19 protein-coding genes are annotated in these 20,750 nt (G+C 66.1%); 4 read left to right on the top strand and 15 right to left on the bottom strand.

Annotated elements, in window-relative coordinates:
- Positions 1-52: 52 nt before the first annotated feature.
- From ACOYJQ_RS07395 to dnaK, 8 genes are all read right to left on the bottom strand, one after another.
- Positions 53-1,081, bottom strand: a complete 1,029-nt coding sequence (locus ACOYJQ_RS07395) for a hypothetical protein (protein ID WP_433457396.1) — start codon at positions 1,079-1,081, stop codon at positions 53-55.
- A 50-nt stretch (positions 1,082-1,131) separates the two neighbouring features.
- Positions 1,132-1,752, bottom strand: coding sequence for a 2,3-bisphosphoglycerate-dependent phosphoglycerate mutase (locus ACOYJQ_RS07390; protein ID WP_433457395.1), 621 nt, complete (start codon positions 1,750-1,752; stop codon positions 1,132-1,134).
- 46 nt (positions 1,753-1,798) lie between these two features.
- Positions 1,799-2,614, bottom strand: a complete 816-nt coding sequence (gene dapB / locus ACOYJQ_RS07385; RefSeq protein WP_433457394.1) for a 4-hydroxy-tetrahydrodipicolinate reductase — start codon at positions 2,612-2,614, stop codon at positions 1,799-1,801.
- A 25-nt stretch (positions 2,615-2,639) separates the two neighbouring features.
- On the bottom strand, positions 2,640-2,930 hold the full coding sequence (locus tag ACOYJQ_RS07380) for a DUF1330 domain-containing protein (protein ID WP_433457393.1): 291 nt from the start codon (positions 2,928-2,930) through the stop codon (positions 2,640-2,642).
- A gap of 54 nt (positions 2,931-2,984) precedes the next feature.
- Positions 2,985-3,713: an orotidine-5'-phosphate decarboxylase gene (pyrF, locus tag ACOYJQ_RS07375; protein WP_433457502.1), complete on the bottom strand. Its 729-nt coding sequence runs from the start codon at positions 3,711-3,713 to the stop codon at positions 2,985-2,987.
- Positions 3,697-4,293 (bottom strand): class I SAM-dependent methyltransferase, encoded by a 597-nt coding sequence (locus ACOYJQ_RS07370; protein ID WP_433457501.1) that lies wholly within the window; start codon positions 4,291-4,293, stop codon positions 3,697-3,699. The genes pyrF and ACOYJQ_RS07370 overlap by 17 nt, the downstream gene beginning before the upstream one ends.
- A 226-nt stretch (positions 4,294-4,519) precedes the next feature.
- On the bottom strand, positions 4,520-5,659 hold the full coding sequence (dnaJ, locus tag ACOYJQ_RS07365; protein WP_433457392.1) for a molecular chaperone DnaJ: 1,140 nt from the start codon (positions 5,657-5,659) through the stop codon (positions 4,520-4,522).
- A 141-nt stretch (positions 5,660-5,800) separates the two neighbouring features.
- Positions 5,801-7,723 carry a molecular chaperone DnaK gene (gene dnaK / locus ACOYJQ_RS07360; protein ID WP_433457391.1) on the bottom strand — a complete coding sequence of 641 codons (1,923 nt, stop codon included), beginning with the start codon at positions 7,721-7,723 and terminating at the stop codon, positions 5,801-5,803.
- Between the two features lie 632 nt (positions 7,724-8,355).
- On the opposite strand from dnaK, the gene ACOYJQ_RS07355 reads away from it, so the two are divergent.
- On the top strand, positions 8,356-9,255 hold the full coding sequence (locus ACOYJQ_RS07355) for a hypothetical protein (RefSeq protein ID WP_433457390.1): 900 nt from the start codon (positions 8,356-8,358) through the stop codon (positions 9,253-9,255).
- 8 nt (positions 9,256-9,263) lie between these two features.
- Here ACOYJQ_RS07355 and ACOYJQ_RS07350 read toward each other — a convergent pair whose 3' ends face one another.
- Positions 9,264-9,581 carry a hypothetical protein gene (locus ACOYJQ_RS07350; protein ID WP_433457389.1) on the bottom strand — a complete coding sequence of 106 codons (318 nt, stop codon included), beginning with the start codon at positions 9,579-9,581 and terminating at the stop codon, positions 9,264-9,266.
- A 140-nt stretch (positions 9,582-9,721) separates the two neighbouring features.
- Here ACOYJQ_RS07350 and ACOYJQ_RS07345 point away from each other — a divergent pair, with 140 nt between their 5' ends.
- The 3 genes from ACOYJQ_RS07345 to ACOYJQ_RS07335 all read left to right on the top strand — a co-directional run bounded on the left by ACOYJQ_RS07345 (position 9,722) and on the right by ACOYJQ_RS07335 (position 14,810).
- Positions 9,722-12,100, top strand: coding sequence for an ATP-dependent helicase (locus ACOYJQ_RS07345; protein WP_433457388.1), 2,379 nt, complete (start codon positions 9,722-9,724; stop codon positions 12,098-12,100).
- 39 nt (positions 12,101-12,139) lie between these two features.
- Entirely contained in the window at positions 12,140-13,054 is a 915-nt protein-coding gene (locus ACOYJQ_RS07340) for a 50S ribosomal protein L11 methyltransferase (protein ID WP_433457500.1), read from the top strand.
- A 139-nt stretch (positions 13,055-13,193) separates the two neighbouring features.
- Positions 13,194-14,810, top strand: a complete 1,617-nt coding sequence (locus tag ACOYJQ_RS07335; RefSeq protein ID WP_433457387.1) for a hypothetical protein — start codon at positions 13,194-13,196, stop codon at positions 14,808-14,810.
- Positions 14,811-14,813: 3 nt separating this feature from the next.
- Here the strand turns inward: ACOYJQ_RS07335 and kdsA are convergent, their stop codons facing one another.
- The 6 genes from kdsA to ACOYJQ_RS07305 all read right to left on the bottom strand — a co-directional run bounded on the left by kdsA (position 14,814) and on the right by ACOYJQ_RS07305 (position 20,727).
- Entirely contained in the window at positions 14,814-15,671 is an 858-nt protein-coding gene (gene kdsA, locus ACOYJQ_RS07330; RefSeq protein WP_433457386.1) for a 3-deoxy-8-phosphooctulonate synthase, read from the bottom strand.
- A 19-nt stretch (positions 15,672-15,690) separates the two neighbouring features.
- Positions 15,691-16,092 (bottom strand): DUF350 domain-containing protein, encoded by a 402-nt coding sequence (locus tag ACOYJQ_RS07325; RefSeq protein WP_433457385.1) that lies wholly within the window; start codon positions 16,090-16,092, stop codon positions 15,691-15,693.
- Between the two features lie 81 nt (positions 16,093-16,173).
- Positions 16,174-17,802, bottom strand: coding sequence for a CTP synthase (locus ACOYJQ_RS07320; protein ID WP_433457384.1), 1,629 nt, complete (start codon positions 17,800-17,802; stop codon positions 16,174-16,176).
- Between the two features lie 263 nt (positions 17,803-18,065).
- On the bottom strand, positions 18,066-18,467 hold the full coding sequence (gene secG, locus ACOYJQ_RS07315; RefSeq protein WP_433457383.1) for a preprotein translocase subunit SecG: 402 nt from the start codon (positions 18,465-18,467) through the stop codon (positions 18,066-18,068).
- Positions 18,468-18,727: 260 nt separating this feature from the next.
- Positions 18,728-19,489 carry a triose-phosphate isomerase gene (gene tpiA / locus ACOYJQ_RS07310; protein ID WP_433457382.1) on the bottom strand — a complete coding sequence of 254 codons (762 nt, stop codon included), beginning with the start codon at positions 19,487-19,489 and terminating at the stop codon, positions 18,728-18,730.
- 356 nt (positions 19,490-19,845) lie between these two features.
- Positions 19,846-20,727: a 4-(cytidine 5'-diphospho)-2-C-methyl-D-erythritol kinase gene (locus ACOYJQ_RS07305; protein ID WP_433457499.1), complete on the bottom strand. Its 882-nt coding sequence runs from the start codon at positions 20,725-20,727 to the stop codon at positions 19,846-19,848.
- Between the last annotated feature and the right edge of the window lie 23 nt (positions 20,728-20,750).

The following is a 20,750-nucleotide window of genomic DNA, read 5'->3' as shown; positions in this document are numbered from 1 at the left end:
GTAAACCATGGAATTTAGAGCGGGAGGCGGTTCAAGCCGATCGCATCCCGCTCTAATCCGTCGTTTCGGAGCGGGCCTGCACCGTCTCGCGCAAGTGCTTGAAATAGGCCGCCGCTTCATCCCAGGCGCCCTGCCGGGCGACGACGACGAAGCGGATGAAGCGGGTGCGGTCGAAGCGGATGGCCTGCATCACCCGCACGCGGGCGCCGGTTCCCTCGTCCTGCGCGTCGGCCTCGATCTCATGCCACGCGACGCCGCCGTGCGTGACGCCTTCCCCGCGGCGGATCTGCATGTTGCGGATGCTCGTCAGACCCGCGAAAGCCTGCCGGGCGAAACGATCCTGCTCCAGCGCGCCGGCGATGGCCGCCGTGCCGCCGCCGATCACGATCACCGGCTGTTCCGCGCCCTGCACCAGATCTTTCGGCCCCAGCGTCAGCATCGCGGAGTTGTTGGCGATGACGCGCGATACGCGGAACGCGGGACCGTCGGCGGGCGGCTGCCCGATGACGAAAGGCAGCGTGGCAAGTTCCGCCTCCAGGGCGGCCGCATCGCGCAATGCAAGGGAGCGCAGGGTCCGCAACACGACGTCATCCGTGTAGACGTCGCGGGCCTGCTCCGACACCTGAAACGTCACGGCCGCCGCAGCCGCCGCCGTGCCCCGCGCCAGCACCCACTTATACACGGTCTTGCCGTCGATTTCCTGCCGGCCTTCGACCAGCAGGCCCTTGCCACCCTCCACCGGCCAGGCCTCGCGCCGCAGCAGCGTGAAGCCGTCCGGCTCACGTTGGGGATCGCGAAGATCCCTTTCAACGCCGGCATACATTTCGGGCGGCATTTCCACCAGCATGATGGCGGATTCGCGCGCCTCGTCCTCGAAACCGGGAAAGCGCTGCGACAGCGCCATGTCAGCCGGCGGCACGACGCCGATGCCGATGCCCTGCGGAAACACGCGTTCCCGCACCTCCTGCGCCATCGCCGGAGCGGAGGCGAACACGGAGCCCGACACGACGCCCGCGCCGCAAAGGAGCGCCAGCGCCAGCAAGCCCGCAGCGCTCAGGCCCGTTCTTCCTGTCGTCTTCATATGCGCCCCCTTTTCGCGCTCCGATGAACGAGGCGCATCGGCCTTCGACATCACGCGCCCAGAACGGCCTTCGACTCCACCGTGCTGTCCGCCTTGAGATGATAGACCAGCGGCACGCCGGTGGCGAGTTCCACGGTCGGGATGGTTTCCGGCGTCAGCCTGTCGAGCACCATCAGCAGCGCGCGCAGCGAATTGCCATGCGCCGCGACAAGCACGTTCTCGCCGCGCAGCACCGCCGGCAGGATGTTCCGGATGTAATAGGGCAGCACGCGCGCCGCCGTATCCTTCAGGCTTTCGCCGCCGGGCGGCGGCACGTCATACGAGCGGCGCCAGACATGCACCTGCTCCTCGCCCCAGCGCGCGCGCGCATCATCCTTGTTGAGTCCCGAGAGATCGCCGTAGTCGCGCTCGTTCAGCGCCAGATCGCGCGTGACCGGCAGATCGGCCTGCCCGAGTTCCTCCTGGATCAGCGCCAGGGTATGCTGGGCGCGCAGGAGATCGGACGTGAACGCGCGATCGAAGGCGATGCCCTGTTCCTTCAGCCGCTTGCCGGCCGCGCGCGCCTCGGCGACGCCCGCTTCGGTCAGATCGGGATCTTTCCATCCCGTAAACAGATTTTTCAGGTTCCACTCACTCTGACCGTGACGGACGAGGACAAGAAGGCGCGACATCAGCAATCTCCCCAGCAGACAGGAATCGAAAACACGACAAGCCTTATCATATATCTGCAATGCCGAGGACATCGGCCATCGTATAAAGTCCCGGCGGGCGCCCCTTGCCCCAGAGCGCGGCCCGCACCGCGCCGCGCGCGAAGATACCCCTGTCCTCGGCCCTGTGCGACAGCTCGATGCGCTCACCGGCGCCGGCAAAGACGACGCTGTGTTCGCCCACCACCGTGCCGCCGCGCAGCGCGGCGAAACCGATCTCGCCGGGCACGCGCGGGCCGGTATGTCCGTCGCGCACGCGCCGGCCGTGCGTATCGAGCGCCACGCCGCGCCCGGCCGCCGCCGCCTCCCCGAGCAGCAAGGCCGTGCCGGACGGCGCGTCGACCTTTTGCCGGTGGTGCATTTCGAGTATCTCGATGTCGAAATCTTCATCGAGCGTCGCGGCGACGCGCCGCACCAGCGCGGCGAGCAGGTTGACGCCGAGGCTCATGTTGCCGGAGCGCACGATAACCGTCTCGTGCGCGGCCGCGTCGATCGCGGCGAGTTCCTCCGGCGAAAAGCCCGTGGTGCCGATGACATGCACCAGCCCGGCCCGCGCCGCCTCCCGTGCGAAAGCCACCGACGCCTGCGGCGAGGTGAAATCGAGCACGCCGTCCGCGCCGGCGAACGCGGCCGGCACATCGTCCGTAAGACTTATCCCGCAATGGCCGACGCCGGCGAGTTCGCCGGCATCCTGCCCCAGCCCCGCCGCGCCGGAAGGCCCGACGGCGGCGGCCAGCGTCACGCCCTTCGCTTCGAAGATCGCGCGCACGAGCGCGCGGCCCATGCGCCCGCCCGCCCCGACCACGACAAGCCGCAAATCGCCCATCGGTTCACTCCCGCAGTCGACAAGATCAGTCAACGCCCTCGACCACGACGAACTCGGCGACGCCGGCGCCCTCGCGTTCCTTCTTCGCCGCCTGATAATCGTCCGAATGGTAGTAATCGCGCGCCTTCTCGAAGCTGTCGAATTCGAGCACGACATTGCGCTCGCGCTCCTCGCCCTCAAGAATTTCGAAGCGGCCGCCGCGCGCCAGCGGCTTCGCGCCGTGCTTCTGGCTCGCCGCCGCGGCGAGCTTGGCGTAAACGGCGAACTGCGCCGGATCGGTCACCCTGATGCGTGCGATGAGATAGCCCTTGGCCATTGTTTTCTCCCTTTGCCGCCCGCCCCCGACAGCGGCCGGGAGACGCGGCGGCCGTTACGATGCAGGCGACGGCGCGTCAGTGGCGGCCTGGACGATGTCGTCGACGATCGCGACCGCCGCGCGGCGCGGATCCGCCGCCGCCGTCACCGGACGGCCGACGACAAGATAATCCGCCCCCGCCCGGATCGCGTCGGCCGGCGTCACGATACGCTTCTGGTCGTCGGCGTCGGCGCCCGCCGGGCGAATGCCGGGCGTCACCAGCAGCAGATCGGGGCCGAGAAGCGCCCGCAGTTGCGCCGCCTCCGCGGCCGACAGGATGATGCCGTCGGCGCCGGCGGCGAGCGTCTGCCGTGCGCGTCTTTCGACCATCTCGTTCACCCCGGCGATATAGCCGGCAGCCGCGAGATCGCTATTGTCGTAGGAAGTCATCACCGTGACGCCGAGAATCTTCAGCGGCGTCCCCGTCCGGCCGGCAACCGCGGCGGCAAGCGTCTGCGGATAGGCGTGGACGGTAAGGAACGTCGCGCCGAGACGCGCCACCTGCGCCGTGGCCCGCTCCACCGTCGTTGCAATGTCGTGCAACTTGAGATCGAGGAAGACCTGCTTGCCTTCGCCGACCAGCCGACGGGCAAGGTCCAGCCCGCCGCCGTAGACGATTTCCATGCCGAGCTTGTAGAACGACACGCTGTCGCCCAGTTCCGTGACGAGCGCGCGCGCGCGCTCGACATCAGGCACGTCGAGAGCGACGATGAGCCTGCTGCGCGGATCAATGGCCACGGCGATAGACCCAGACGCGTGCCGGCGGCAGGTTCCACCACACGCGGCCGGAAGGCTTCGCGGTGTAGTTGCCGCCGTCCTTCGGGATGGGCGGCACGACGGCATAAGTGAACTGGATGAACGGCGCACCGGGATGCATCAGGGAAAACGCATCCTCAAGCAGCCCCTCCCGCTGCGGCAGCGGCTTGGTAAACAGCGGCAAGCTGGACACGACGCCCGCCGCGGGAGCGCGCACGACGCCGCGCAGCGTCTCGCCGAGACCGTAGGCATCGCCCTGAATGACGTTGACGCCCGGAAAGCGCTGCCGCAGCAGCGCGCAGAAATCAGGATTGAACTCCACCAGCACCAGCCGTTCAGGCGCGATGCCACGCCGCAGCAGCGCCTCGGTCACAGGCCCGGTGCCCGGCCCCAGTTCGACCACCATGCCCGAGAGCGCGGGATCGACGTAGCCCGCCATCGTGCGCGCCAGCGCCCGCCCGGAAGGCTTGACGGCGCCCGTGACGAGCGGATGCTCGACCCACGATTTCAGGAACCGGGCGTCGTCGCCAATGCCCTGCTGCCGGTCGCGCCCGTTCGCGAACGAAATGCCGGATGCGGTCTTCTGCACGGCGGATTTGGGAGAAAGCGGATGGTCGGGAATGGGTTGCTCAGACACGGGTGTGACTTTCCTCACGTGTGGAGGTTACTCGGGCGCACCCGCATGGATACACCCTTCCGCCTTGAAGTTGCATTCTACCGATTCGAAATCCAACAAAAACAGCCGCAAATAACGGCATTTTTGCAGCCGTCACGGCCGTTTTTTTACGGATTCGTCATGAGGCGCCGCCCAACCCTTCGAAAAAATCCTTCACCCGCGCGAGAAAACCGGCGCTTTCGGGATGCGTATCGCGGGAGGATTCCTTGTCGAACTCGGCCAGCAATTCCCTCTGGCGACGCGTCAGGTTCTGGGGGGTCTCGACGACGACCTGGATGTAGAGATCGCCGAAATCGCGCGAGCGCAGCACGGGCATGCCCTTGCTGCGCAGACGGAACTGCTTGCCCGTCTGCGTGCCCTCGGGCACCTGCACGCGCACTTCCTGCCCGCCGAGCGTCGGCACGTCCAGCGCGCCGCCGAGCGCCGCCGTCACCATGGAGATCGGCACCCGGCAGAACAGGTCCGCCCCGTCGCGCTGGTAGAGCTCGTGCGGGCGCACGGACAGGAAGATGTAAAGGTCTCCCGGCGGTCCGCCGCGCAGGCCCGCCTCGCCCTCGCCGGTCAGACGGATACGCGTGCCGTCCTCGACGCCGGGCGGAATGTTGACGGAAAGGGAACGGGTGCGCGTGACCCGGCCGGTGCCGGAGCAAACGCCGCAGGGATCCTCGATGATCTGGCCCCGCCCCTGGCAGGTGGGGCAGGTGCGCTCGATGGCGAAGAAGCCCTGCTGGGCGCGCACGCGGCCCGCGCCGCCGCAGGTCGGGCACTGGCGCGGCTTCGAGCCGGGCTTCGCGCCGGAGCCGCCGCATGCCTCGCACACGATGGAGGACGGCACCTCGATGGTTTCCTCCTTGCCGGAGAAAGCATCCTCAAGCGATATCTCGAGGTTGTAGCGCATGTCCGCGCCACGCTCCCGCCCGCCCGCGCCGCGCTGCCGCGCGCCGCGCGTGTCGCCGAAGAACGTGTCGAAGATATCCGTCATGAAATCGGAAAAATCATTGCCGAAGCCGGGCCCGCCCGGCCCTGCGCCCTGTTCGAAGGCCGCATGGCCGAAACGATCGTAGGCGCCGCGCTTCTGCGGATCCTTCAGGATCTCATAGGCTTCGTTGATTTCCTTGAATTGCGCTTCCGCTTGCACATCACCCGGATTCCGGTCGGGATGACACTGCATGGCCAGTTTGCGAAAAGCCGCCTTGATTTCCGCGTCTCCCGCGCCGCGCGAAAGTCCGAGCGCCTCGTAATAGTCCCGTTTGGCCATCAGTTCCCGCCTTCGATGACCGAACCCTGCCGTTTCGTCGGTCCTGCCCGCCCCGACGAATCAGGGATCTCCTGCAAATCACGTTATCGACAACACGAATGGACGACCGGCCCGGCGCTGCCGCCGGGCCGGTCGTCGCGATCAGGCGCGCTTCTTCTTGTCGTCGTCGACTTCCTGGAAATCGGCGTCGATCACTTCCTCGCCGGCCTGGGCGCCCGCGCCCGTCTCGGCCTGTTCGGCACCGGCGGCGCCGTCGGTCTGGCCCGCCTTGTAGATGGCCTCGCCAAGCTTCAGCGACGCCTGCATCAGGTCGTTGGTGCGCGCCTTGATCGCCTCGGCGTCCTCGCCCTCCACCGCCTTGCGCAGATCGGCGATCGCCGTCTCGATGGCCGTCTTTTCGGCGGCCCCCACCTTGTCGCCGTACTCCTCAAGCGACTTCTGCGTGGAATGGATCAGGCCCTCGGCCTGATTCTTCGCCTCGACCAGATCGCGGCGCTTCTTGTCTTCGGCGGCATGCGCCTCCGCGTCCTTGACCATCTTGTCGATGTCGGCGTCGGACAGGCCGCCCGAAGCCTGGATGCGGATGGTCTGCTCCTTGTTCGTCGCCTTGTCCTTGGCCGACACGTTGACGATGCCGTTGGCGTCGATGTCGAAGGTCACTTCCACCTGCGGCACGCCGCGCGGCGCCGGCGGAATGCCGATCAGGTCGAACTGGCCGAGCAGCTTGTTGTCCGCCGCCATCTCACGCTCGCCCTGGAATACGCGGATGGTGACGGCCGTCTGGTTGTCGTCGGCCGTGGAGAACACCTGGCTCTTCTTGGTCGGGATCGTCGTGTTACGGTCGATCAGGCGCGTGAACACGCCGCCCAGCGTCTCGATACCGAGCGACAGCGGCGTCACGTCGAGCAGCAGCACGTCCTTGACGTCGCCCTGCAACACGCCCGCCTGCACGGCCGCGCCGATGGCGACGACCTCGTCGGGATTGACGCCCTTGTGCGGCTCCTTGCCGAAGAACTGCTTGACGATCTCCTGCACCTTGGGCATGCGCGTCATGCCGCCGACGAGCACCACCTCGTCGATGGCGCCGGCCGCGAGGCCCGCATCCTTGAGCGCCTTGCGGCACGGCTCGATGGTGCGCTCGATGAGATCCTCGACGAGCTGCTCGAACTTGGCGCGCGAGAGCTTGATCGCCAAGTGCTTCGGCCCGGAGGCGTCAGCCGTGATGTAGGGCAGGTTGATTTCCGTCTGCGCCGCCGAGGACAGCTCGATCTTGGCCTTCTCCGCCGCTTCCTTCAGGCGCTGGAGGGCGAGCTTGTCCTTGCGCAGGTCGATGCCCTGCTCGCGCCTGAATTCGTCCGCCAGATATTCCAGCAGGCGGTTGTCGAAGTCCTCGCCGCCGAGGAACGTATCGCCGTTCGTCGACTTCACCTCGAACACGCCGTCGCCGATTTCGAGAATCGACACGTCGAACGTGCCGCCGCCCAGGTCATAGACCGCGATGGTGCCGGAGGATTTCTTGTCGAGGCCGTAGGCGAGCGCCGCCGCCGTGGGCTCGTTGATGATGCGCAGCACCTCCAGCCCGGCGATCTTGCCGGCGTCCTTGGTGGCCTGGCGCTGGGCGTCGTTGAAATACGCGGGGACGGTGATCACCGCCTGCGTGACGGGCTGGCCGAGATGCGCTTCCGCCGTCTCCTTCATCTTCTGGAGCACGAAGGCGGAAATCTGCGACGGCGAGTAATCCTTGCCGTCCGCCTGCACCCAGGCGTCGCCGCTGCCGGCGCGAATGATCTTGTAGGGAACGAGATCGATGTCCTTCTGCGTCAGCGGATCGTCGTATGCACGGCCGATCAGGCGCTTGATGGCGAAGAACGTGCGCTCGGGATTCGTCACCGCCTGGCGCTTGGCCGGCTGGCCGACGAGGCGCTCGCCGTCGTCCGTGAAGGCGACGATGGAAGGCGTCGTCCGCGCGCCTTCCGCGTTTTCGATGACCTTCGGCGTTGTCCCGTCCATGACGGCGACACAGGAATTGGTAGTGCCGAGGTCGATACCGATAACCTTACCCATGGAGATCCCTCAACTTTCAAGCAGACCGCCCACCCGGACCCCGCAGCGATCCGGCCAATGGCTTGACTGAAACCGAACAACCGGCGCGCCCGCGAGGAGCCCGCCGACGCTATGCCTTGCATCGGTGGCGTATATAGAACCGCCCCGACCGGCCCGCAAGTCCGAACCTGTCGCTGCGAATCCGCCGCCCGCCGCGATGGTGGCGCCGCGTCTGTCAGTTCAGGTGGTTCCTTTCCGATCGCTTCGCAAGTGTCCGATGCACTTGCCGCCAAAACATTTTTCGCCCGGCCCGCCTCGCAAGCGCAAACGTTAGCCTAGCGTTTATGGAAGGCTGATAAACTGCCCGGACCTGTTGCGCAAGCTCTGGCATATCGAACCGGAAGATGCGCGCCGTTCCTCGGGACAAGTTTGATGCGAAAACAAACAGCCGAAGCAAGATTCCGGTTCGGATCGAATACACTTTTCTCTGGAGCGCATTCGGTTCAAGCGGAATCGTTTGAACCGAATGCGCTCATTCTGGAGCACTTTCAAGCGGAGCGGATGCCGCTTTTCGTAAAGAAAACATGTTAAATCAAAAAGATAGAGTATTTTTGCGCTTCAACGAAACGTAGGAATTCTCTTGTGGGGGCCGTATGATCGCAGTCTCAATCATCGCAAGGACATCCATCCTGCTGGCGCTGGCGGCTGGCGCCATCTCCGGCGCGCGAGCGCAAACGGCGGGTCCGCTCGTGCTGCCTGGCGCGGTCGGCCGGCCTGCGGAGGAGGCACCGCGTCAACCCGCGAGACCGGTGCAGCGCGTGCCTTCTCCCGCTTCCGATGCACCGGCCGGCGCGCAGCCGGCCGCCCCGCGCGCCGCCAAACCCGCCGCCAAACCCGTGGCCCCCCTTCCCGAAAAGATATTCGGGCAGGATTTCCGCCGCCACGGCAAGCCGCCGCACGAGGGCGGCCGGCTGATCGTCACCGCGCGGCAGCCGGATGTTCCGGGCCTGCAACTCCATGTCTTCGGACATCTGATTTCCGACCGCACGACGCAATGCGCCATCGAACTGGGCGCCGATGAGCCGGTGCCGATGCTGCGCATCGAGGAACCCTACAGCCAATCGCGCTATCGGCTGCAATCGCCCGTCTGTCCGCTTGTGGTGGAGTTCCTGCCCCATTCGGTGCGCGTCTCGCTGCCCGATGGCGAATGCGCCTTTCCGCAAGCCGATTGCCGGCTGGAGCCGGAAGGGCTGTGGGGGCCGGACGGCGACGAACTCATCGGCCGCACCCCCACCATCGAGCGCCAGCGCGGCAGGGCCGACCGCGAGATGCGCGAGGTTTCGCGCAAGCTCCTGCGGCGTCTCTCCGGCGCGGAGCAGCGCGAGGCGGCGGCCGAACAGGCCGCGTTCTCATCGGAACGGACGATGATCTGCCGCGATTACAGCCAGGAAGAGAAACACGGCTTCTGCGCCGCGGAGCTGACGGCGGCGCGCGTGGAGCGACTCGACAACCGCTACGCGCTCACGCCGGAACGCACGACGCGCGGCCGCTGACGTCTTCCTCACCGGCGGGGAGCCGAAGGCGCGACGACGGGCGGGGGCAGCGACGGGAACTGTTGCTGCCGCAATTGCTGGTCGCGCATCTGATTGAGACGGAACTGCAATTGCTGGTCGCGCTGCTGCGTGTCGAGCTGCTGCCGCAGGTCGCGATCGGTATTTTCCATTTGCCGCTGCTGGCGCGTCTGCTGCGCGCCGGCCCCGCTTGCCGCGAGCAAACCGACGGCCACGACGGCGAGCGCCCCGAGGCGGCCCGTTTTACGTTGACGCGCGCGCTTCGCCCGATTACCCGTTGCGCCCATGGCGGCGAACTCCTTCGACAAACGCTTTCCCCAGCGCCTATATTACATATAGGCTGCTGCGCGGCCATGCGCGATCCTTTTCGCGCCGCCGTCATGCCCAGAGACGAAGATTGCGCCGCCCGCCCGAGCGCGGGCCGGCCCCGAAGGTTGAACGCACGTCCGTGAACGATCCGCACTCCGACAAACCAGCCCCCGCCCCCGTTCTGTCGCTCAGCGAACGGGCGAGACGCGCCGCGCGGCCGCAGGCCGGTTCCTATCTCGCCGGTCTGAACGCCGAACAGCGGCGCGCCGTCGAGACGCTCGAAGGGCCGCTGCTCGTGCTCGCGGGCGCGGGCACCGGCAAGACGCGCGTGCTCACCACCCGCATCGCGCATCTCATCGCGACAGGCAGCGCCTTTCCCTCGCAGATTCTCGCCGTCACCTTCACCAACAAGGCGGCGCGGGAAATGAAGGACCGCATCGCCGCTCTCGTCGGCCCGGAGGCGGAGGGCATGCCATGGCTCGGCACCTTCCACGCCATCGGTACGAAGATCCTGCGCCGTCATGCCGAACTCGTCGGCCTGAAAAGCGACTTCACCATTCTCGACACCGACGACCAGATCCGTCTGCTGAAACAGATCGTCCGGGCCGAGAACATCGACGACAAGCGCTGGCCTGCCCGCCAGCTCGCCGCCCTCATCGATGGGTGGAAGAACCGCGCGCTCACGCCCGACAAGGTTTCCGCCGGCGAGGCGCAGGGCTTCGCGGGCGGGCGGGGCGCCGCGCTTTACAAGCTCTATCAGGAGCGCCTCAAGGTGCTCAACGCCGTCGATTTCGGCGATCTGCTGGTCGAGAGCATCCGCCTGTTCCGCGAGAACCCGGACGTGCTGGCCCGCTACCACGAACGCTTCCGCTACATCCTCGTCGACGAGTATCAGGACACCAACGTCGCGCAATACCTGTGGCTGCGCCTGCTGGCGCAAGGACGACCCAGCGGACGGCAGAACCTGTGCTGCGTCGGCGACGACGACCAGTCGATCTACGGCTGGCGCGGGGCGGAGGTCGACAACATCCTGCGCTTCGAGCACGATTTTCCGGGAGCCGCCGTCGTGCGGCTGGAACGCAACTACCGCTCCACGGCGCACATTCTCGGCGCCGCCTCGCATCTTATCGCCCATAACGAGGATCGGCTCGGCAAGACGCTCCACACCGAGGACGCCGCCGGCGAGCGGGTGACGATCACCGGCGCGTGGGATTCGGAGGAGGAAGCGCGCCAGATCGGGCAGGCCATCGAGACGATGCAGGCGGAAGGCCGCCGCCTGTCGCAGGTCGCCGTGCTGGTGCGCATTTCCGCCCAGATGCGCGAAATCGAGGACCGCTTCGTGCAGCTCGGCCTGCCCTATCGCGTCATCGGCGGGCCGCGCTTCTACGAACGGCTCGAAATCCGCGACGCGCTGGCCTATTTCCGCTGCGTCGTCTCGCAGGCCGACGACCTCGCCTTCGAGCGCATCTTCAACACGCCCAAGCGCGGGCTCGGCGACGCCACCCTGCAAACCCTGCACGCCTATGCGCGCCATGCCGGCGTGCCGCTGATGCACGCGGTGCGCGCGCTCGTCGAGACCGAGGAACTGAAGCCCCGCCAGCGCACCGTGCTGCGCGAGCTCATCGGCGCCTTCGACCGCTGGTCGCGGCAACTGGAAAACACGGCGCACACGGAACTGGCCGAGACCGTGCTCGACGAATCGGGCTACACGGCCATGTGGCAGAACGACCGCTCGCCGGAGGCGGCGGGGCGGCTCGACAACCTCAAGGAACTCATCCGCACGCTGGAGGAGTTTCCCGACCTGCCCGCCTTTCTGGAACACGTCTCGCTGGTCATGGACGCCGCCGGCGACGACACCAACGAGCGCGTCTCCATCATGACGCTTCATGCCGCCAAGGGGCTCGAATTCGACACCGTCTTTCTGCCCGGCTGGGAGGAGGGGCTGTTCCCCAACCAGCGCGCGCTCGACGAGCAGGGCCGCGCCGGGCTGGAGGAGGAGCGCCGCCTCGCCTATGTCGGCATCACGCGGGCGCGCAAGTCGGCACGCATCATGTTCGCCTCGAATCGCCGCATTCATGGCCTGTGGAACGCGACCGCGCCGTCGCGCTTCATCGACGAACTGCCCGAGGCCCATGTGGAAGTAACGGAGGCGCCGGCCGCCTTCTCGCAGGGCGGCTCTTTCGGCGGCTACGCCCGCAGCCGGTTCGATCAGGGCGGCCGATCCTTCGGCTCCACCTACGACACGCCCGGCTGGGCCCGCGCGCGCCAGAACAATCCGTCCGGCTTCGCGCCGTCCGGCGGACGCGGCGGCCAGAGTAGCGGCGGCTTCGGCCGCGTCATCGAAGGCGAGATCGTGGCGCGCGCCGCCGCCGCCTCATCCTTCAAGATCGGCGACCGCGTGTTTCACCAGAAGTTCGGCCCCGGCAGCGTGGCGTCGGTCGACGGCAACAAGCTCGCCATCGATTTCGACAAGGCCGGACGCAAGACCGTGGTCGACAGTTTCGTCAAACCCGCGTAAGCGGGACCGCCGATCCGATGTGAGAAGACCGATATGCCGATGTACGAGGGCCTGTTGCCGCCCAACCCCACCCACGTCCTGCGCTTCGATACGAACGAGAACGCCGCCCTGTCCATGACGGCGCTGCTGGGCGAGATGTTCGACCCGACGGAGACGGCCGTCGCCGCCTTCGAGACGGATGACGGCCGGTGGCATGTCGAGGCCTATTTCGCCCATGCCCCGGACGAGGAAGCCGTGCGCGGCCTGCTGCGGCTCGTGATCGGCGCCGACGCCGAGGCGGTGACATTTTCCGCCATCGGAGAGCGCGATTGGGTGAAGGCCAGCCTCGACGGGCTGAAGCCCGTGCGCGCCGGCCGCTTCCTCGTGCATGGCAGCCATGACCGCGACGCGGTGAAGGCGAACGACATCGCCATCGAGATCGACGCCGCGCTCGCCTTCGGCACCGGCCATCACGGCACGACGCTCGGCTGTCTGCTGGCGCTGGTCGACGAGTTGCGCCGCCGCCGCCCGCACCGCATTCTCGATGTCGGCACCGGCACCGGCATTCTGGCGCTGGCCGCCGCGCGCGCCGTGCGCCGCACGGTCGTCGCCGGCGACATCGATCCCGTGGCGGTGGCGGTGGCGAAGGCCAACGCGCGCCTCAACGGCGCGGGCGACCTCATCCGCTATTATGCCGCTCCCGGCACGCGCCATGCGCTTGCCGACAGGGCGCGTCGGTTCGATCTCGTCTTCGCCAATATTCTGGCGAAGCCCCTGCGCCAGCTCGCGCCCGCCATCGCCCGCGTGCTGACGACACGGGGCACGCTCATCCTCTCCGGCCTTTTGCCGCGCGACGTGCCGGGCGTGCTCAGCGCCTATGCCGCGCAGGGCCTGCGCCTGAAGAAGCGCACCGACCGCGAGGGATGGTCGACGCTGGTGCTCGCCCGCGGCGGCATCGCGCCGCGGCCGCGGTGAGCAAGGGTGGCGGAAGCGCCGCCATATTCGTCGCACCGATTGACATGAGAGACATTCGCGCTATACTGCGCCAATAGTTTGATATGCTTTATGGTTATGTATTGTTCGTTTTTTCGATTAATTGTGAAAGGTTATATTGATGGTAGATCTTGGCTCGTCCGTTTCTGCCGCAGGAAGTGGCGCTTCCTCAGCTGCAACCTCGTACAACCCCGTTGCCGATCAGGTTGACGCCGATTTGGAGGACGTGGATGTTCTTTATCGGGTCGTCGCGGCCCTTGACGACGCCGACTGCATTCGCTCGCTCGAGGAAATGGCGACAAGAACGGATGCCGTCGGCGAGAAGGCAAGGAATGCTCTTTGTCGCCTCTCGGCCTCCGACAAGCCTAACGCCAAGAATATTCATACGCACACCATCATTGCGCAGCAAACGGATGCTCTTTGTCAGCGTGCGGCTACCGGCGACGCCGACTGCATTCGCACCCTCGCCGCGGTCGCGACGAGAACGGATGCCATCGGCGAACGGGCTGCGAATACCTTGTTCAGGCTGTTCTCGGGCGCGCATGAGGTTGACGAGACGGTTGGCAAGACAATCGCCGATACAATCGCGGCACAATGCAAGGAAGAGTTCAAGGAGCGCTTCTCGCAGGGAGGTATTCCGAACAACCTCAACCCCAAGTTCGTCTACATGGCGGGAGCGGCCATAAGTCGGACAGATAATTCAGATCTTCACGGGGCCGCGACTGATGCCATAAAGCGGGAGAATGCACTCGGCAGCGCGCTGGATTCGCGTGATGAAGACCCGTGGGACAGGGGAAAGTTTCTGACCGGGGAAGAAGTGGATGCCGGCCTCGAGGCAGTCAGGCGGCAGGCTACGGCGCAGGGAAAGGACATTCTCATCCTGGATGCTGCCGTAGGCACCCTTGCTCTCCAAGTTCCTGAAGCGCTGACGGAAGAGCAACGGAGGGCTTCCATACTGTTCATTCCCTTTCAGATCAACCCTGCCGATCCCGACAACGGTCACTGGCAAAGTCTTGTTATCTACACAGATGCTGATGACGGTAAAAGAAAAGCCGTTCTCTTCGACTCGGACCGACGTACAGGCGGGACATCTTATACGAATCAAAACCTAGACAGATTGCTGGCGCTTGCCGGGGTAGACGAAGGGGAGTTTTCCCGCGTTGAGAGATCCCTGCAAGAGGGCGGCGCCCCCAACGCCTGCGGCGCTTATACGGTAGAAGCGGCCAGGCTTGCGGTTTCGGCTGCCAATCCGAAAACTGCATTGGAGACGTTCGCTGAAGGCCTTGAGGAGCAGAGAGAGGCTCAGGCCATTTTCAACCTCGGCGCACGCCGCCAGCTTCACGGTCATGTGCTCGACCAACAACGGGAAAAACTTGGCCCCGCCGCAGAGCCTGCGGGATTCTCCGACAGGCTCGCCCTGTCGCCCGAATTCCTGATGGTAGAGGAAATCGCCGAAAACGCGGAAAGATTTGCCACGCCTGCCGACAACCTTGCCCCCCTGCCACAGGGAGCCTTGGCGACGGCAGCAGCAACGGAAAGTACAGAGACACTGGAAGAGCCTGCGCCGCCGGAACTCCCGCAAACTGATCGTGCGGAAGAGCCCCAAAGAAACGCGGAAGCTTCAGGATGGAGCGCGGTATGGCGTTCGATCTCGTCTTTTTTCTCTCCCGTGTCCACTCCTGTGGCTTCCTTCTTCTCTTCCGTATTCTCCCGGATTTCCGCGCGCTGGCCGTGGTGAAGCTCACGCCCGTTGCTTGACCACCGCATCGAGCGCCTGCAACTGCCGCAGCAGCGGCTCAAGCTGGCCAAGCGGCACCATGTTCGGCCCGTCCGATGGTGCCGCATCCGGGTTCTCGTGGGTTTCGATGAACACGCCGGCGACGCCGACCGCGACCGCCGCGCGCGCCAGCACCGGCACGAAGCGCCGCTCGCCACCGGACGACGCGCCCTGCCCGCCCGGCTGCTGCACGGAATGGGTGGCGTCGAAAATCACCGGCGCGCCCGTCGTCTCCGCCATGATCGGCAGCGAACGCATGTCGCTGACCAGCGTGTTGTAACCGAAGGAAACGCCCCGCTCCGTCACCAGCACGTTCGGGTTGCCGCTTTGCGTGATCTTGGCGGCGACGTGGCGCATGTCCCACGGTGCGAGGAACTGGCCTTTTTTTACGTTCACCGCCCGCCCGGTTTGCGCTGCGGCGACCAGCAGATCCGTCTGCCGGCAGAGGAAGGCCGGAATCTGGAGCACGTCCGCCGCTTCCGCCACCGGCGCGCATTGCTCCGGCAGATGCACGTCGGTGAGCACCGGCAGGCCGAGCCGCTCGCGGATCTCGGCGAAGATCGGCAGCGCCTGCCGCAAGCCCACGCCGCGCGCCGCGCCGATCGAGGTGCGGTTGGCCTTGTCGAACGAGGTCTTGAACACGAGCCCGATGCCGAGCCGGCCGGCGATTTCCTTGAGCGCGGCGGCCATTTCGAGCGCATGGTCGCGGCTTTCGAGCTGGCACGGCCCCGCGATCAGCGCCAACGGCAAATCGTTGCCGAAACGCACCCCTCCGCCCACGGCCACCACCGCCTGTTCCACCCGCGCTTGCGTCTCGCTCAATGTCCCGCTCCCCGGTTCGTCAGATCGTCATGCACGCCGAATTGGCGATGCCGGCCGTCAGCGACACCGCGCCGAGAAAGGTCGCCGCCCCGATCTCGCCGTCCGCGATGCGGCGGGTCAGATCGGGAATGACGACCCGCGCGAAGAAATAGGCCAGGATTTGCACCACGATGGCGATCAGCCCCCACACGACCAGATCGACCACCGTGCCCGTGTTGACAACGGCGCTCGACAGCGGCAACGCGAACCCGATCAGGCTGAGGCCGAGCGACAGCGCCGCCGAGACGACATTGCGCCGGATCAGTGCGAATTCGTTGTGGGCCGTGGCGAACGTATATATCAGCAGGTACAGCCCGACGAGAAACGTCGCGATGATGAAATCGATCAGAAAATCGATGAACTGCCCGAATGTCGTCTCCATCGCTGCAAATCCCTTCGCTTGCGGATATCCGAACACCATAATACCGACGCTCCCGGTCTCCGACCGAAGGCACGGGTTTCGTTACACCAGCCGGCTTTGCTTCAGCGCCGCCGCGACGAAGCTGCTGAACAGCGGATGCGGCGCGAAGGGGCGCGACTTCAGCTCCGGGTGGAACTGGACGCCGACGAACCACGGATGATCCGTGCGCTCGACGATTTCCGGCAGCAGCCCGTCCGGCGACACGCCCGAGAAGCGCAGACCCGCCGCCTCCAGTCTCTCGCGATAAGTCATGTTGACTTCGTAGCGATGACGGTGACGCTCGGAAATGCCGGTCGCGCCGTAGATCCGCGCCACGCGGCTGTCGGGCGCGAGTTCCGCCCGATAGGCGCCCAGCCGCATCGTGCCGCCGAGATCGCCCCCCGCCCGGCGCAACTCGCGCTCGTTGCCCCGCGCCCATTCCGTCAGCAGGCCGACGACGGGCTCGCGCGTCGGCCCGAACTCGGTGGAACTGGCTTCCGCGATGCCGGCCAGCGAACGCGCCGCCTCGATGACCGCCATCTGCATGCCGAAGCAGATGCCGAGATAGGGCACGTTATGTTCGCGCGCGAAGGTGACGGCCTTGATCTTGCCCTCCGCGCCGCGCAGCCCGAAACCGCCGGGCACGAGAATGCCGTTGACGTGCTCCAGAAACGGTGTGGGGTCCTCGCGCTCGAAGATCTCGCTTTCGATCCAGTCGAGATTGACCTTCACACGGTTGGCGATGCCGCCGTGGATCAACGCCTCGCTGAGCGACTTGTAGGCGTCCTTGAGGCCGGTATACTTGCCGACGATGGCGACCGTCACCTCACCCTCTGGATTCCTGATCCGCTCGGCGATCGCGGTCCAGCGGCCGATGTCGGGCTCCGGCGAGCCCTCCATCCCGAAAGCCGCCAGCACCTCGTTGTCGAGCCCTTCCCGGTGATAGGCGATCGGCACGTCATAGATGAAGGCGGCGTCGCTCGCCTCGATCACGGCGCTTTCGCGCACGTTACAGAACAGCGAAAGCTTGCGTCGCTCCTCGATGGGAATCGGCCTGTCGGTGCGGCACAACAGGATATGCGGCTGGATGCCGATGGAGCGCAATTCCGCGACGGAATGCTGCGTCGGCTTGGTCTTCAGTTCCCCCGCCGCCGGAATGTAGGGCAGCAGCGTCAGGTGCAGGAACACGGCGTGGTTGCGCGGCAGTTCCTGCCCCAACTGGCGAATCGCCTCCAGGAACGGCAGGCTTTCGATATCGCCGACCGTGCCGCCGATCTCCACCAGCACGAAATCCACGTCCTCGTTGCCGGAGAGCACGAAATCCTTGATGGCGTTCGTCACATGCGGGATGACCTGGATGGTTGCGCCCAGATACTCGCCCCGGCGCTCCTTGGTCAGGATGTCGAGATAGATGCGGCCGGTGGTGATGTTGTCGTCACGCGTGCAGGGGCGGCCGGTGAAACGCTCGTAATGGCCGAGGTCGAGATCCGTCTCCGCACCGTCATCCGTCACGAAGACCTCGCCGTGCTGGTAAGGGCTCATCGTGCCGGGATCGACATTGAGATAGGGATCGAGCTTGCGCAGCCGCACGCGATATCCCCGCGCCTGCAACAGAGCGCCGAGCGCGGCGGACGCGAGCCCTTTTCCCAGAGAAGAAACAACCCCGCCTGTAATGAAAACGTAGCGCGCCATGGAGACTCTCATCCCCTCCCGTCAAAAAACCGGCAAGCGTAACATCTTCTCCTGTCACGCCCCATAGCAGCCCGCATTCGACCCGATCATCGGGCGGAAAGCAAGTTGCGGAAAAAACATGGAAAATAGCGCAATCAGCACAGCCGCCCCCGATCAGGCAACAATGCAGACCGCCCTATCATGCATACCGGACGGCATCCAAAGAGAAAGGGCCGGAACCACCGGCCCTCCCGTATCGAGGCTCCCGCTTCCACGGCCAGCCGTCATTCGGCATTGGGAACCTGCGGTCCGGCCGGAACGGCAGGCGCCGGAGCCACGGGCGCGGACGGCGCCTCAAGCTGCTGCAATTGCTGAAGCCGCTGGAAACCGCTGTCGCCGCTCGGGCCGCCCGCCGGCGCGGTGGCGCCGCCCGTTGCGCCGTCGAAGATCGACCGCGGCCCGCTTTCGCGGCCGGCCAGAATTGTCAGGGCAATGCTCGTCACGAAGAACAGCGCCGCCAGCACCGCCGTGGTGCGCGTGAGCACGTTGGCCTGCCCGCGCCCGGTCATGAAGCCCGCGCCTCCGCCGCCCATGCCAAGGCCGCCACCCTCCGAGCGCTGCAACAGCACGACACCGACAAGGGCGAGCACAATAACAAGATGAACGACGATCAGAACGCTTTGCATGTTAAAATCCAGACGGGGCACTTTTCAGCCGTTCGGTTTCCCTGCCCGCGAAGGCCCATGGATGTCCGAACGACGCCCTATAGCAGCTTGCATCCCGTTTGGGCAACAAATAGAATGCAGGTTGCGGAAAAACATAGAAACTGGAGCAACTTGCGCAACAGCTTCCGATTCATGACCTATATGGTCCACTTTAACATAAACATTCCATAGCCGCAAAGGAAGGGGCGCGGGCAATGCCGGCCGCCTCGCCCGATCGCACGTCAGCGGTAATATTCGGCGATGCCGAGAAAATCGGTGGCCTCGAGGCTGGCGCCGCCTACCAGCGCGCCATCGACATCGCTCACCGACAACAGGTCGAAGGCATTGCCGGGCTTGACGGAACCGCCGTAAAGAATGCGAATCGCCTTGCCCGCGTCGCCGTAGCGGTCGACGAGAAACGCGCGGATCGCCGCATGCACTTCCCCCACCTGCGAGGGCGTGGGCGTGAGGCCGGTGCCGATGGCCCAGACAGGTTCATACGCCACCACCAGATCGCCGCCGTCAGCGGTTTCGGGCAGCGAGCCGGCCAGTTGCGTGCGCACGACGTCGAGCGCGTTGCCGCTCTCCCGTTCGGCGCGCGTCTCGCCCACGCAGACGACGGGCGTCAGCAGCGCGCGGCGGGCGGCGAGCGCCTTGGCTTGCACGATCGCATCCGTCTCGCCGTGGTCGGCGCGCCGTTCGGAATGGCCGACGATCACGTAGGTCGCACCGGCGTCGGCGAGTTGTTCCGCCGCGACATCGCCCGTATGCGCGCCGGACGCCGCGGCATGGCAATCCTGCCCGCCGATGGCGACACCCGAGCCCACCGCCACCACGCCGAAGGTGACGGCAAGCGTCGCGGGCGGGCAGACGAGCAGTTCCACCTTCGCGCGCAACGCGGAATCATAGCCCTGAATGATCGCCGCAAAGACCCGCGCCGACATCTTGTTGCCGTTCATCTTCCAGTTACCCGCCACGAGCGGGCGCAGGCGCGCCGATGTCATGCCATCCCTCTTCTACGTTTCCGAAAATACGTTTCTTCCAGCGGCATCAATCGCGAAAACGCCCCAGGACGCAAGCTTTCCGCGTCAATACCCCGGAGCGGGATGCGATCAGGCTGAATCGCCATCCCGCTCTCAGCTCCATATTTTACCGCAACTCGCGTTCAATTCGACGGATCGGCTTGAACGCAAACCGCTTTATAGCATCAGGCCGAAAAGTGTATGCTCTTTTCGGAAAAACGCGATGCGTAAACAAATGGATAGAGCGGCGGAACATTTCCGTTTGAATGTCCGTCGCTCCAATCCGCATCTTATCCGCGAGGATCGCGCGGCGTCGTCCTGTATAGCGAGCCGGCGCTTTATCGCAAGAGCGTCGCGCATATCCACCAGCCGGGGAACCTGCGCCGGAGCGCTCCGCTCGCGGCTGCGGCGAGACTGCGGGTATCGAAAAGGCCGAACACCGTCGCGCCTGAGCCGGACATGCGCGCCAGCCGGCACCCCGGCAGCGCGCGCAGCGCCGCCAGCACCTCGGCGATCACCGGCGCGAGGCGCAACGCCGGCGCTTCGAGATCGTTTCGCGTCGATTCGAGCAGCGTCCACAGCGCCGCCGGCGCGAGCGCGGCGGCAAGCGGCGGATGCGCGTTGCCGGCAAGGCTCTCGCCCGCGCCGAGGCCCAGCGCACGAAAGACATCGGGCGTCGGCACCGCCACGCGCGGATTGACCAGAACGGCACACAAGGGAGGCAGTTCGAGAACCGGGCCGACAGTCTCGCCCGCGCCCGACATCCTGCGCGCCCGCGGATCGAGACACACGGGCACGTCCGATCCGCTCGCACGGGCCGCGGCGATCAGGTCGGGATCGTCGGGCGCAATGCCGTTGAGACGGGCCAGAAGACGCAGCGCCGCCGCCGCGTCGGACGATCCGCCGCCGATCCCCGCCGCGACAGGCAGCCGCTTCGTGAGATGAAACGCGCCGACGCGCAACGCCCCGCGCCGCTGTTGCAGCGCGCGGGCGGCCCGCAACACCAGGTTGCCGGCAATGTCGCCGGCCTCGCCCGCCGTCGGACCGTCGACGGACAGGGAAAGCGCGCCGCCGGGCAGCAGACGCAGCGTGTCACCGAAGCCCGAAAACGCCACGAGGCTGTCGAGCACATGAAAACCGTCCTCGCGCCGCCCGAGAACGTGCAGCGTGAGATTCACCTTGGCGGGAGCCCGCGCGACGAGCGCCTCGGAACGCGGCATGCCCGCCACCGATCCGGCCAGCC

Origin of the sequence: Pseudochelatococcus sp., assembly GCF_050946405.1 — a bacterium.
Lineage (GTDB): Bacteria > Pseudomonadota > Alphaproteobacteria > Rhizobiales > Beijerinckiaceae > Pseudochelatococcus.
Note: the sequence above shows the minus strand (reverse complement) of the source record. Positions and strands in the feature narration are given on the sequence as shown.

What these genes read in the sequence shown, in the direction of transcription:
- ACOYJQ_RS07395 (WP_433457396.1), bottom strand. Translation starts at nt 1,081, where the DNA reads ATGAAGACGACAGGAAGAACGGGCCTGAGCGCTGCGGGCTTGCTGGCG.
- ACOYJQ_RS07390 (WP_433457395.1), bottom strand. Translation starts at nt 1,752, where the DNA reads ATGTCGCGCCTTCTTGTCCTCGTCCGTCACGGTCAGAGTGAGTGGAAC.
- dapB (WP_433457394.1), bottom strand. Translation starts at nt 2,614, where the DNA reads ATGGGCGATTTGCGGCTTGTCGTGGTCGGGGCGGGCGGGCGCATGGGC.
- ACOYJQ_RS07380 (WP_433457393.1), bottom strand. Translation starts at nt 2,930, where the DNA reads ATGGCCAAGGGCTATCTCATCGCACGCATCAGGGTGACCGATCCGGCG.
- dnaJ (WP_433457392.1), bottom strand. Translation starts at nt 5,659, where the DNA reads ATGGCCAAACGGGACTATTACGAGGCGCTCGGACTTTCGCGCGGCGCG.
- dnaK (WP_433457391.1), bottom strand. Translation starts at nt 7,723, where the DNA reads ATGGGTAAGGTTATCGGTATCGACCTCGGCACTACCAATTCCTGTGTC.
- ACOYJQ_RS07355 (WP_433457390.1), top strand. Translation starts at nt 8,356, where the DNA reads ATGATCGCAGTCTCAATCATCGCAAGGACATCCATCCTGCTGGCGCTG.
- ACOYJQ_RS07340 (WP_433457500.1), top strand. Translation starts at nt 12,140, where the DNA reads ATGTACGAGGGCCTGTTGCCGCCCAACCCCACCCACGTCCTGCGCTTC.
- ACOYJQ_RS07335 (WP_433457387.1), top strand. Translation starts at nt 13,194, where the DNA reads ATGGTAGATCTTGGCTCGTCCGTTTCTGCCGCAGGAAGTGGCGCTTCC.
- ACOYJQ_RS07325 (WP_433457385.1), bottom strand. Translation starts at nt 16,092, where the DNA reads ATGGAGACGACATTCGGGCAGTTCATCGATTTTCTGATCGATTTCATC.
- ACOYJQ_RS07320 (WP_433457384.1), bottom strand. Translation starts at nt 17,802, where the DNA reads ATGGCGCGCTACGTTTTCATTACAGGCGGGGTTGTTTCTTCTCTGGGA.
- secG (WP_433457383.1), bottom strand. Translation starts at nt 18,467, where the DNA reads ATGCAAAGCGTTCTGATCGTCGTTCATCTTGTTATTGTGCTCGCCCTT.
- tpiA (WP_433457382.1), bottom strand. Translation starts at nt 19,489, where the DNA reads ATGACATCGGCGCGCCTGCGCCCGCTCGTGGCGGGTAACTGGAAGATG.
- ACOYJQ_RS07305 (WP_433457499.1), bottom strand. Translation starts at nt 20,727, where the DNA reads ATGCCGCGTTCCGAGGCGCTCGTCGCGCGGGCTCCCGCCAAGGTGAAT.